Below are 13,525 nucleotides of genomic sequence, written 5' to 3' on the forward strand. Positions count from 1 at the left end.
ACATTTGTTATAAAAGCGACCCCCTACAATGAATACTAGAAATAACATAAGGATTTTACTTACGGATGATGATGAAGATGACAGAGAGTTTTTTGCTGAAGCTTTAGCAGATTTACAACTTGAAAATCCCATTGAATTTTGTAAAAACGGTGTAGAACTTCTGGACCGCCTTAATACAAATAGTCCAATTCCGGATATCATTTTTTTAGATCTTAATATGCCGATATTGTCTGGTTTCGAAACCTTGCAACAAATTCGCGAAGATGCAAAATTTAAAGATATTCCTGTGATTGCTATTTACTCTACTTCGGCAACAGAAGACGGCGTAAAAAACACTTTCGGCTTAGGCGCTAATGCCTATGTGGTAAAACCCATAGCCTTTAGTGATTTAAAAAAATTATTAAAAAAGGTCATTGAAACAGACTGGAAAGAAAAACTGGAGAATGTCAGGATTGAATCTTTTATTATCTCAGTTTAATTCTCAAAAAAATATACCATTGTAATATCATGCATTGATTTTATATTACGTAATATCTAAAAATTGAAATCATGCATACGCACAAAAACAATTTGCCTAAGGCTACAGCACAGGATTTCCCTATTGTAGGTATTGGTGCTTCGGCAGGAGGATTAGAGGCATTCAGACAATTTATTGACGCCATTCCTGCTGATTCTGAAATGGCTTATGTGATTGTGCAACATTTGCATCCCGATGCATGATAGTATGCTGACAGAGCTTCTTTCGCGCGTAGCTAAAATTCCGATAAACGAAATCACAGATGATATTCATTTGGCTCCCAATACTATTTATGTTATTCCGGAGAATAAAATGCTGACCTCTTATGATGGCGTTTTAAAGTTAAGTCCGCGGGTAAAAGATACCAAAAATCAGGCAATCGATGTATTTTTTAATTCTCTTGCCGAAGTACATCTGAATTTGGCTTATGGCGTATTATTATCAGGAAACGGATCTGATGGTACCATTGGACTTCAAGCCATCAAGAAGCACGGAGGTATTACTTTTGCGCAGGATATTGATGCTGCAAATAACGAAATGCCACAAAATGCGATTAATGCCGGTGTAGTTGATTATGTATTGTCACCAACTCAAATCGTGCAAAAATTAATCGAACTTTCTAAATCAAAAGGTTTGGTTAGCGAAGGAAATGATCCCAATGATGAAATTGTATTTCAGGAAATTATTAAAATTTTGCGTCATCATAGCGGAGTCGATTTTACTTATTACAAACAAAGCACCATACGCCGACGAATTGCCAGACGAATGGCGCTGAGCAAAATCGTCAGCCTTAAGGATTATCTTAAAGTCTTGCAGGGCGATAAACTGGCACCTCAGGATTTATTCAACGATTTACTGATTCCGGTCACGGAGTTTTTCAGGGACACTAAAATCTTTCAGATCATGAGAGAAAAAGTATTTCCGTTAATGATCAACAGAGTTACGGAGGAAAATTGCATCCGAATCTGGATTGCAGGCTGTTCTACGGGCGAAGAAGCCTATACACTGGCTATCGCGCTTCACGAATTTTTAGGGGAAAACCTGGAGGGAAAAGAAATCCAGATTTTTGCTTCGGACATTTCAGAAGTGGCTATTGCCAAAGCCCGAATTGGGTTTTACAGAAAATCGCAAATGCGAAATGTCTCTGAAACCATCCTCACCAAATATTTCACCGCCAATGCAAACGGTTATAAAATAAAAAGACAAATTAGGGATTTATGCATTTTTGCCGTACATAATTTCCTGACAGATCCGCCTTTTGCCAAAATGGACCTGATTACGTGTCGAAATGTTTTCATTTACATGGATTCGTTTTTGCAAAAGAAATCGCTGACGACTTTTCATTATGCCTTAAAAGAAAACGGATTTTTGCTTTTAGGCAAATCAGAAACGGCCGTTCCGGCAGCAGAACTTTTTCAGCCTTTCGAAAAAGCAGGAAAAATTTATACCCGAAAACAGGTTTCGGGCAGGTTTATACATTCCGGTATGGGTGGCAATGATAAATTAAAAAACTTAAAAACCGATATTCTGAGAAAAGAGATTGTCAAGGAAGACTTTAGAAAAAGTGCCGAAGCGGTATTGATTTCTAAATATACTCCGGCCAGCGTTATTGTAAATGAACAAATGGATATTGTTCATATTAATGCTTCTATAGCTGAATTTATCGAACTTTCGACAGGAAAACCTACGTTTAACTTGCTCAAAATGACCCGGGAGGGACTGGCTTTTGAACTTCGAAATACCTGGCATAAAGCCAAAGAAACAAATGCTTTGGTAAAAAAAGAAGGCATTCAGGTAAAAAATAAAGGTACGATTAGTGAAATCACGATTGAAATCCAACCCTTAGAAGATACTTCAGAACCTTATTTTTTAGTATTGTTTTATAAAACAGTCATTCGTAAAGAAAATGTAATTTCAACTGATTTTACTGCAGAGGAACTGCGTGAGAATGTTAATTTAAGAAGGATCTCCCAACTCGAAAAAGAACTCGCCAAAATACACGATGATGTAAATGCCATTAGCGAAGAACAAGAAGCATCAAACGAAGAATTGCAAAGCGCCAATGAGGAATTGTTGAGTGGGAGCGAGGAGCTGCAAAGTTTGAACGAAGAACTCGAAACCTCAAAAGAAGAGTTGCAATCGAGTAACGAAGAGCTTTTACAGATCAATCAGGAGCTTCTGAACAAACAACAACAAATCAATATTTCTAAAAATTATACCGAGGCTATTGTAGCAACGCTTCGTGAACCTATTGTAGTCTTAGACACCAATTTAAGAATAAAAAACATCAACAGGGCCTTCTCTAAGAAATACAATATTACCAAGGAAGAAGCCACAGGAAAACTGATTTACGAAATTCAGAACCATCTTTTTGATAACATTCCCATGCGCGCCATGCTCGAAAAAGTATTGCCGGAAAAAACACAGCTTGATGACTATCAAATATCAGTAAATTTGTTGCCTTACGGCGAAAGTGTCATGCTGCTAAACGCCAGACAAGTAACCAATGAAACCAGTAAAGAACAACTGATTCTGCTGGCTATTGAAGATATTACTGAACGCCGAATCATCGAAAAAAGATTGCAGGTACTGTCCAGCGGTTTTGAGACGAAAGTCGAAGAACGTACTGCTGATTTGCTGACTTCTAATCAGGAACTCGAAAGTTCGATCAAAAATTTGCATGACGCCAACGTGCAGCTACAGGAATATGCGTATGTTGCGAGTCATGATTTGCAGGAACCTTTGCGTAAAATATTAATGTTCATAAGCCGATTGCTGGAAATGAACGAAGATTTTTCTGCTGAAGCTCTTACTTTGGTCGAAAAAATCAGCAAATCCTCTATCCGGATGAATACGCTGATCAAAGACTTATTGGCTTATTCCTATCTTAACAACCCCGACAGATTATTTGCAGTTACAGATCTTAACGTTATTATAGCCGATATTCTGGTTGATTTTGAGTTAATGATAGAAGAACGTGATCTTGAAATAAAAGTGGGTCAATTGCCTGTTATCAATGCGATTCCGTTACAAATGAACCAGCTTTTTTATAATTTAATAAGCAATGCTCTTAAGTTTTATAAAAACGACGGTTCAAGTTCTAAAGTTGAAATAAACTCGCATAAAATGACTGCTGGTCAGGTTAAAAAACATCCAACATTAGATCCCGCTTTGACCTATTGCGAAATCATCATAAAAGACAACGGCATAGGTTTTAACAAACAATACGAGAATAAGATTTTTACCATCTTCCAACGTTTACACAACAACGAAGTCTATACCGGAACCGGAATTGGCCTCGCCATTGGCAAAAAAATCGTAGAAAACCACAAAGGCATCATCTTCTCTAAAGCCGAGGAAGATATTGGTGCTGAGTTTCATATTATATTGCCTGTTTAAGAGTTTACTGTTTATTTAATTAATGAAAAGACGATATGCTGAGAGGTGTATTGTCTTTTTTTGTGACTTTTTTTAAATGGGTGTAAATATGTAAACTTTTTCAGGACGAAACAGGGCTCCGTTAATTCCCCGCTGTGCGAATTCTCCCGACTTCGTAACCGTTTCAATATTCCTTTTATTGAACCTTCAATTATTAAATCTTTTTTTTGAATCTAATTGTCATTACAAAGACAGGAGACTTCGCAGAGGGTGCGCCATAAGCAAGATGTAGACACCACTACTATACCCATAATTGATATTTTCGATTTATGAAATATCAAATGGTTAGATAGATATGCGCACTCCCGACAAACTCCTCAAAAATTACAAGCTCCTTCTGTCGAAACAAAATTCTTAAAAAACAGAACAATTCTAATAATTCATTTTTGAATAATGAAGATTTTTTGAGGACTTAAAATTGTCTTATAGTATTACTATAAAAACATATAGTGGTAAAGCGCAAAATTACATTCGGATATTTTTACTTAAACATTCTTTACTAAGGTATTAAAAGTAAATGTTATGGAAACAGTACAAAAAATAATTGCGTTGGTACGACAAAAATATTACCCTTTTATTATTGTCTTGGACGATTATACAAAAAATAAATCAATCTCTGTACATGATAGTGATAGTGGTGCACTATTTACGGTTGTAGATGATATTGTATATAGTTTTAGAGACGAAAAGGCAAATTATTGGCTTACCATTCCGGAAACTTGTAAAGTAAACGGACAAAAAATCTATCCTGTTGTTGGTGATACATTGATATGTGATGGTATCCAATATTTATTTACCACCAAAGAGGCTATTGTAGAAATGGCAGTAAACTATTTTGAAGACTTCATAGATCCTCATTACGGGATTAAAATAGTCATGCAGGGAATGTCTTTTTTTGAAAATAAAAATGATAAAAGCGACAGCTACTTTGTCATTTTTCAAAAGTTTAAATCCAGAAAACACGATAAAATAAAAGCCTTTATATCCAGCAATTAATAAAAAAAATAAATATGAGTTTTTTAGCAAAATTAGAATTAGACAATCAGGTTTTTAATGTTTTAGAATTTAATGTCAATTTTACCCAAAATGTCGACAATAACGGAAAACCATCCAATAAAACAAAAGGTGGCCAAATCAGGCTTTTGATCGAAACAACCCAAACCGATTTATTTTCAGACTGGATGGTTTCGTTTACCAGTGTCAAAGACGGAAAAATTATTTTTTATCGCAGAGACGCCATGAGTACCATGAAGAATGTAAGTTTTTCGAAAGGATACTGTATTTCGCTTCAAAAAAATTTCAACAATGTAGGGACAGTTCCTATGACTACAGAGATCTTAATTACTTCTAACGAAATAAAATTAGGCAATACTTTATTCGAGAATAACTGGAAGAATTCTTAAAACAAAACCTTAAACATACTTCTAAAAAAATGGCATTACAAACTGATACAACCCTGAAAATTGGCGAAAATATATTCAAAAACTTTAGCCATTTAAAAATTACCCAAAAAATACACGATCACCACAGTTTTACTTTCCAGATACGACAAGATTTGTTGGTCGATGAATTTAGAAGCGTGATGCCAGTCTCGAACCAACTCTATGGCGAGAGAATAAGTATAGAAATTAAACCAATTCCGGATCTGGATGACCTGATGGTTATTACAAATCCTAAAGATTATATCCTGCAGTTTTATGGAGTAATAACCGAAGTAGAGCTGATAAAATCTACTACAGACGACATAGAAGAAATCATTAGAATAAAAGGAAAAAGTACTTCTATGATTTTAGACAGCGGTAAAGAATGCAACTCGTTTACCAATATGTCTTTGCTTGATATAGTAAACAAGGTAAAATCAGATTATGAAATAGACATGAGTGTTGTTCCTTTCTACAAAAACAATCTGGCCTATACGGTTCAGTACAACGAGAGCGATTTTGATTTTTTGAACCGTTTGGCAATGCGTTACGGACACTGGTTTTATGATACAGGTCGTACCCTTGTTTTTGGGTCTCCGGGAAGTTCCGGAGGCGAACCTAAATTGGTTTACGGGATCAACATGCGTGACTTTAGTTATGCTATAAAATTAATTCCTGCGCAGTTCAAAACCATTGAGAATGATAATAGGATTGGAGATCATTTTCTGGACAATACAATAAACTACAGGAACGAACCGGATGGTTTTCATCAGAACTTTATCAATAAATCAAATCAGGTTTTTAGTAAAGAAACTGTTGTACAGCTCAATCAAAATTCAGTTGGCATGCACGGTCAGAGTTCGTTAGAGGAATATACCAAAAACAAAATGCGATCTGCCGTGAGCCGTATGATGCAAGTAAATGCGTCAAGCGAAGTACCGGGAATTACTTTAGGAAATACAGTAGAAATAAGCGGAGTTGATAAGCAACTCGAAAGCAGGTATACCATTACTCAGATTACCCATTACTGCGATGATGGCGGAGGTTACGAAAATACATTTACAGCAGTAAACTTTAACGGTTATGTGTTTTCGCCCGAAACAAATCCTGATTTAATACCCAATTGCAAAAGCCAAACTGCGATCGTAACAGAAAATACAGATCCTGACGGACTAAGTGCTGTTAAGGTACAAATGCCGTGGCAAAAAATAAAAGGAGAAACAACGCCATATATACCCTTGTTGCAAAAATACGGTGGCGATGCCAGAGGTTCTCATATAATACCAGAAGTTGGTGACACGGTTTATGTAGAATTTCAGGGAGACAATGCCGAAATGCCAATCGTAACCGGTACACTAACCAGCAGAAAAGAAACAAGCGGTTACAGCACACCTAATAACGATTTGAAGGTATTTCGTACCCGCTCCGGAATCATGATTGTCTGTAACGATGCAGATGGAAGTGTTTTAATCGAAGACCCAAGTGGTAATAAATATTTTATGGATGGCAAGGGAAATATAGAATTTGAATCTCCTAAAAACATGACGTTTACTGCTGGAGAGGATATTGTTATGAAGGCGGGAAGAAATATAGAAGTAGAGGCTGTAAAAAGCATTGAAGTTGATGCAGGTACCGATATTTTTCACAAAGCAGAGAATGATATTTTTATAAATGCAAATGGGAATATTATGGAAAGCGGCGACAATAAAACTGAAAACATAACAGACAATTATACTAGAAGTTCTCATGAATCCAGCCAGTATGCTGAAGAAGTTAAGGTTTTTAGTACCAAAGAAAATATGCTATTAGAAAGTAGCCAAAAAACAGTAGAAATAAATAGCGCAGAACAATCGAACATTTTTTAAAGTTTAAAATTTATTTATGGCAATTTATAAAACAGCAAAGAATCTTAAAATAAAAATTAGTAATGTGTATACCTGTTATTCTAAAGCATTCTATGAAACCAGTGAAAAGATCGAGATAGTGGCTACAAAAGAAAATTTGACTTTGTATTCAGGAAATAAAATACAAATAAGAGGTAATAAATCATAAACTATGTCGAACATAATATTTGGTGCACCACGCTTTGTACCTCCTAAAGAAAATAACAAAGAACTTAATGATGTTTATATGGGAGTTTTTTTTGACGGAACTTCGAACAATCGTAAAAATATTGAGGGAAGAAGAAATAACCCTAAATTAAAAAATACGTATTCATCAAATAATGATGGTTCAAATACCAGTTATAGTAATGATCATTCTAATATTGATAGGCTCCAAAAAACCTACTTATACGATGCTGAAAAACATTATTATACTATTTATGTTGAAGGTATTGGAACCAAAAATCCGGATATAAATAAAGATGAAACATTGAGCTATTATGGTGATTTTACTCGTGGTCAGGCAAAAGGTACAGGAGAAACAGGACTTTTTGAAAAAGTAGAAAAAGGATGTTTTGATGTTGTTACGATATTGAAAAAAGAAAATGAAATAAGTATCAGTACTTTATATCTTGATGTTTTTGGTTTTAGCCGTGGTGCAGCGGCTGCCCGTATTTTTGTAAACGAGCTGTATAAAAAGAAAACTTCCGGGGATAAAAAAAGTTTTGATCTGGGGTATTTAGGAAAAGCTTTTAAAGAGCTGGATTATAAAACAAAACCAGTTCGCATCAAAGTTCGCCTTTTAGGTATTTATGATACTGTGTCTTCTTACGGCGATAATGTATTTGACGATGTAGAGGTTGATAAAGTACCATTAAAAATATCAAACGTGGGTTTTACAGTGCATCTAACGGCTGAGGATGAACATCGAAAAAATTTCCCACTTACCAATATTGCCAGTGCCGGAGCCAATAGTATAGAGTTAACTCTGCCTGGATGTCACTCAGACATTGGCGGAGGATATAAAAATGGAGAACAAGAAGTTGTAATACTTACCGAAACCGGATCTAAAATCGAAGAAGAAAAAAAATATGTAATCGAACAGGGATGGTTTAAATCTCATGAATTAAAACAATTACCCAGTTTGACCCCTTATTATTTAAAAGGAACGCGAGAAAGTCTTAGTAATGAATATAGCTTAGTGACCCTGCATCTAATGGCAGAATTTGGAAAACGCAAATATAAAATCCCGTGGAAATACAAAATTTTAGACAAAGATTATAAAATTCCAAAAGAGTTAAATAATATAAAAATGCGAATTGATCAATATGCATTTGATGGTAAAGCAAGATTAAAGTTTTATACCAACAAGCAAATTGAGGCAAAAAGAAAAAATGTCTGGCATAGCCAAAAAGAGGCAGATGAATTTGATAGTATGGTAGGAGACCACAATGTATTATTAGAATTAAGGAATCAATATTTGCACTGTTCTGCCAGTATGGATGGCATAGGTATGGAACCTACACAAGATACTCAAAGCAATATTATCTGGAAACGAAAAATAATAGCAGGATAAGCATGAAAAAAACAATTCAATTTATTGCACTTATTACTTTATGCAATTTTGCACTAATCTCTTGTCAAAATAATATGAAAAATAAAGAATATTTTTGGTCAACAGCTGCCTGTACGCCCAAAGACTATCCTGCTGAAATCTTCTCGGGACATCTAATTTTTAGTAATACACCTAAAAGCGGATATGCTTATCTTCCTTTTGACTGTATTATAAATACTAAGTATCTTGGTCAGAATTTTAGCCCCTCTACAGATGAAGCTACAGGAATATCACCAAAAACACTAGACATTACCTGGATGTCTTTTACAGAGAACAAAAGTTACTCCGGGATTTTTAAACTCGATTCAGAGAAAATAGAAACCTTAATGATTAATGGTAGTGAAAGACCATATTGGGATCAGGAAACTAAAAAAGTAGGAATTGTAAAAGATTATGATTTTACGATCAATGCGGGTTTATTTCCAGGTGGGATGGTCGTCTTATATGTTTTTAGTCCCTCACGTATGACTATTGTAGGAAAGTATCAGGCGCAGGAAGCCCATAACGTTGATTGGAAATTAGCTCATCCTTCAATGAAAGATAAGGCAGGTATTACTGAATATGTTAATTATATGAATGAAGATCTTCCTCCAGAAATAAAAGATCAAATTAAGAACGGAACCATACCGTTTGGATATTGGGAAACCCTCTTAAAAAAGTATCATTTAACACCTGTAGTTAAAGAGGAGGATAAAGTTGAAACTATTAAACTTAACTATATCAATGGCGAATTTGAGTCTATTTTTTTGAGCCTGAATCATAATGTTATGCCAATACAGCAACGTGCTGTACCTAGAAAACTAAATATAGTCTGGCATGATATAAACGATAGACGTATGGAAAGCGATGTGTTTTTTGATGAAAAAAAAGCAATGTCAATATTTGAACAAATTAAACCTAACGAAGGTATACAATTTATCATTGAAATCGATCGAAATACAAAACCACGAGAAACAAAAGGAATTACAATAAAACTAAAAACTACGACTTCAGAAATCGATATGAAAGAAGCTATTATTTCGCAAGAATCGTTTACAAAGCCAATTCCGTATTAGTTGTATTAGTTTGACAAGAGAATTAAGAAATCAATATTTGCACTGTTCTGCCAGTATGGATGGTATAGGTATGGAACCTACACAAGATACTCAAAGCAATATCATCTGGAAACGAAAAATAATAGCAGGTTAACCATGAAAAAAACAATTCAATTTATTGTACTTATTACTTTGTGCAATTTTATACTAATTTCTTGCCAAAACAATATGAAACAAAAAAAATATTCCTGGACTGCATTCGTATGTACTCCTGAAAATTATCCAGCTGAAATTTTTTCAGGGCATTTAATAGTGGGTAATACCCCTGAAAGTGGCTACGTCTACATGCCATTTAATAGAATAATAAATAGTCGCTATTTAGGTGATAATGACGGTTCGTCCTCAGGAGAAGCTACAGGAATATCACCAAAAACATTAGACATTACCTGGATGTCTTATAGTGAAAATAAAAGTTACTCCGGGATTTTTAAACTCGATTCAGAGAAAATAGAATCTTTAATGATCAACGGCAGCGAAAGGCCTCTTTGGGACGAAGAATTAAAAAAAGTTAGAATTGCTAAAGATTATCGGTTTGCTATTAATGCAGGATTATTTCCCGGAGGTATGGTTGTCTTATATGTTTTTAGTCCTTCAAATATGACTATCGTAGGAAGATATCAGGCGCATGCGGATCATAATGTTGATTGGAAAGTAGCACATTCTTCAATGAAAGATAAGGCAGGTATTACTGAATATGTTAATTATATGAATGAAGATCTGCCTCCAGAAATACAAGATCAAATTAAGAACGGAACCATACCGTTTGGGTATTGGGAAAAACTTTTCAAGAAATATCATTTAAATCCCGTAGTTAATGCTGAGGATAAAGTAGAAACACTGGGGATTAATTATATCAATGGCGAATTCGAATCTATTTTTTTGAGTTTAAATAATAATATAATGCCTATACAGCAGCGCGCTATACCAAGAAAGCTAAATGTGGTCTGGCACGATATCAATGACAGGCGTATGGAAAGTGATGTGTTTTTTGATGAAAAAAAAGCAATGGCAATTTTTGAGCAAATTAAGTCTAATGAAGGTATTCAATTTAGTATTGAAATCGATCGAAATACAAAACCACGAGAAACAAAAGGAATTGCTATAAAACTAAAAACGGCGACTTCAGAAATCGATATGAAAGAAGCTATTATTTCGCAGGAATCGTTTACAAAGCCAATTCCGTATTAGTTGTATTAGTTTGACAAGAGAATTAAGGAATCAATATTTGCACTGTTCTGCCAGTATGGATGGCATAGGTATGGAACCTACACAAGATACTCAGAGCAATATTATCTGGAAACGAAAAATAATAGCAGGATCAGCATGAAAAAAACAACACAATTTATTGCACTTATTATTTTGTGCAATTTCACATTAATCTCTTGTCAAAATACTATGAAACAAAAAAAATATTTTTGGGATGCATCCGTGTGTACTCCGAAAAATTATCCAGCTGAAATTTTTTCAGGTCATCTAATAGTGGGGAATACCCCAGAAAGTGGCTACGTCTACATGCCATTTAATAGAGTGATTAATAGTCGTTATTTAGGTGATAATGATGGTTCATCCTCAGGTGAAGCTACAGGAGTATCCCCCAAAACATTAGACATTACCTGGATGTCTTTTACTGAGAACAAAAGTTATTCCGGGATTTTTAAACTTGATTCAGAAAAAATAGAAGCCTTAATGATCAATGGCAGTGAAAGACCTTATTGGGATAAAGAAACTAAAAAAGTAGGAATTGTAAAAGATTATGATTTTACGATCAATGCAGGATTATTTCCCGGTGGTATGGTTGTCTTATATGTTTTTAGTCCTTCAAACATGACTATAGTTGGTCGTTATCAGGCGCATGAAGACGAAAACGTTGATTGGAGTATTGCACATGAAATAATGAAAGACAGAAAAGGAATTGATAAAGTAGTCTCAGTTATGACTAAGGATTTACCCCAAGAAATAAAAGATCAAATTGCTCAGGGCACAATACCATTTGGGTATTGGGAAAAGCTTTTCAAGAAATATCATTTAAACCCTGTAGTTAAAGCTGAGGATAAAGTAGAAACACTGGGGATTAATTATATCAATGGCGAATTTGAATCTATTTTTTTGAGTTTAAATAATAATATAATGCCTATACAGCAGCGCGCTATACCAAGAAAGCTAAATGTGGTCTGGCACGATATCAATGACAGACGTATGGAAAGTGATGTGTTTTTTGATGAAAAAAAAGCAATGGCAATTTTTGAGCAAATTAAGCCCAATGAAGGTATTCAATTTAGTATTGAAATCGATCGAAATACAAAACCACGAGAAACAAAAGGAATTACAATAAAACTAAAAACTACGACATCAGAAATCGATATGAAAGAAGCTATTATTTCGCAGGAATCGTTTACAAAGCCAATTCCGTATTAGGCATAAAGCAATTTTCTTAGTCTAGTTGTACAAAGTCGCACGTCAAGTGACTTCGCAGAGTGTAAGCAATTGGATGTTATATTATATCATTGATATTTTTCTTTTAATTAAAACTGTGATCAAAAAAGAGAATTATATTTTTCGATTATATCTTATAAAAATAATTTTCCTAGCCCAGATAGAAGCGGCATCCTTTTATTTTTTTCTTTAGAAAATAAAAGATAGTCCCGAAGCTTCGGGAGCTGGATAAAGCTCCTAAATAAAACCAATAAGAATTTTGTATCTTAGTCATTAGTAACTCCATTTTATTTTGATTAGTAAATATTCTGATCGAAATGAAATATCTAAAATAACTTAAAATGCCCTGGAATCCGGAAATATATAATAAGTTCAAAAATATTCGTTATCAGCCTTTTTATGATCTGGCCGATTTTATTCAGCCGGTAAACGGAATGAAAGCCATTGATTTAGGGTGCGGTACGGGAGAACAAACGGCAATTTTGGCGAATAAGTTCAAAGAAGCTGATTTTCTGGGTGTCGATTCTTCAGCAGAAATGCTCGAGAAATCAAAGTCTTTAGAAACAGACAATCTGCACTTTCGTAAAGCCACGACCGAGGAAACATTAGCTTCGGCCGAAAAATGGGATTTGATCTTTAGTAATGCGGCTTTGCAATGGTCAAATGATCATGAAACTTTATTCGCTGACTTAATAAAACTCGTGAACCCAAAAGGGCAATTTGCCGTACAAATGCCGGTTCAACCAGAAAATAAACTCAATGTAATTCTTGCCGAATTAGTAGAGGAAGAACCTTTTAAAACCTATTTGAAAGGTTACAAAAGAGATTCCCCTGTTTTAAGTATAGACGAATACGCCCAAATTCTTTTTGATGGCGGGTTAGAAGATCTTCAGATTCTACAAAAAGTATATCCGATAATTGCGAACGATCATGAAACGCTTTATAATTTTATTTCGGGTTCGGCTCTGATTCCATATATAGAACGTTTGAAAGGGGAGGAACAAGCGCTTTTTATTAAGACCTATAAAGAGCGAATCGCAGAACATTTCCCGAAACTTCCGGCGATTTATTCTTTTAAAAGGATTTTGCTTTATGGTAGGAAAGGATCGCTATGCGTTTAAAAT

General features: G+C 34.7%; 12 protein-coding genes. All 12 read left to right on the forward strand.

Annotation, left to right across the window (positions count from 1 at the left end; translation table 11 throughout):
* Positions 1–28: 28 nt before the first annotated feature.
* The 12 genes from ACQY44_RS05625 (at position 29) to ACQY44_RS05680 (ending at position 13,522) form a co-directional block, all read left to right on the forward strand.
* Entirely contained in the window at positions 29–478 is a 450-nt protein-coding gene (locus ACQY44_RS05625) for a response regulator (protein ID WP_428229414.1), read from the forward strand.
* Between the two features lie 71 nt (positions 479–549).
* Positions 550–720, forward strand: a complete 171-nt coding sequence (locus ACQY44_RS05630; RefSeq protein WP_428229415.1) for a chemotaxis protein CheB — start codon at positions 550–552, stop codon at positions 718–720.
* 4 nt (positions 721–724) lie between these two features.
* The gene (locus ACQY44_RS05635; RefSeq protein ID WP_428229416.1) at positions 725–3,916 is read left to right on the forward strand and encodes a CheR family methyltransferase; all 3,192 of its coding nucleotides are present in this window, start codon (positions 725–727) and stop codon (positions 3,914–3,916) included.
* A 561-nt stretch (positions 3,917–4,477) separates the two neighbouring features.
* Positions 4,478–4,951, forward strand: a complete 474-nt coding sequence (locus ACQY44_RS05640; protein ID WP_428229417.1) for a hypothetical protein — start codon at positions 4,478–4,480, stop codon at positions 4,949–4,951.
* 14 nt (positions 4,952–4,965) lie between these two features.
* Positions 4,966–5,358 (forward strand): type VI secretion system tube protein TssD, encoded by a 393-nt coding sequence (gene tssD / locus ACQY44_RS05645; protein WP_428229418.1) that lies wholly within the window; start codon positions 4,966–4,968, stop codon positions 5,356–5,358.
* 29 nt (positions 5,359–5,387) lie between these two features.
* Entirely contained in the window at positions 5,388–7,241 is a 1,854-nt protein-coding gene (locus tag ACQY44_RS05650; RefSeq protein WP_428229419.1) for a type VI secretion system Vgr family protein, read from the forward strand.
* Between the two features lie 16 nt (positions 7,242–7,257).
* Positions 7,258–7,428 (forward strand): hypothetical protein, encoded by a 171-nt coding sequence (locus ACQY44_RS05655; protein WP_428229420.1) that lies wholly within the window; start codon positions 7,258–7,260, stop codon positions 7,426–7,428.
* Positions 7,429–7,431: 3 nt separating this feature from the next.
* Positions 7,432–8,835, forward strand: a complete 1,404-nt coding sequence (locus ACQY44_RS05660) for a T6SS phospholipase effector Tle1-like catalytic domain-containing protein (RefSeq protein ID WP_428229421.1) — start codon at positions 7,432–7,434, stop codon at positions 8,833–8,835.
* A gap of 74 nt (positions 8,836–8,909) precedes the next feature.
* A complete protein-coding gene (locus ACQY44_RS05665) occupies positions 8,910–9,929 on the forward strand; it encodes a DUF2931 family protein (RefSeq protein WP_428229422.1) in 1,020 nt (339 codons plus the stop codon).
* A gap of 207 nt (positions 9,930–10,136) precedes the next feature.
* Entirely contained in the window at positions 10,137–11,156 is a 1,020-nt protein-coding gene (locus ACQY44_RS05670) for a DUF2931 family protein (protein WP_428229423.1), read from the forward strand.
* A gap of 207 nt (positions 11,157–11,363) precedes the next feature.
* Positions 11,364–12,383 carry a DUF2931 family protein gene (locus ACQY44_RS05675; protein ID WP_428229424.1) on the forward strand — a complete coding sequence of 340 codons (1,020 nt, stop codon included), beginning with the start codon at positions 11,364–11,366 and terminating at the stop codon, positions 12,381–12,383.
* 359 nt (positions 12,384–12,742) lie between these two features.
* Positions 12,743–13,522: a methyltransferase domain-containing protein gene (locus ACQY44_RS05680; protein ID WP_428229425.1), complete on the forward strand. Its 780-nt coding sequence runs from the start codon at positions 12,743–12,745 to the stop codon at positions 13,520–13,522.
* Positions 13,523–13,525 lie beyond the last annotated feature (3 nt).

It is taken from the genome of Flavobacterium sp. (assembly GCF_965277525.1).
In the GTDB taxonomy this organism is placed as follows: domain Bacteria; phylum Bacteroidota; class Bacteroidia; order Flavobacteriales; family Flavobacteriaceae; genus Flavobacterium.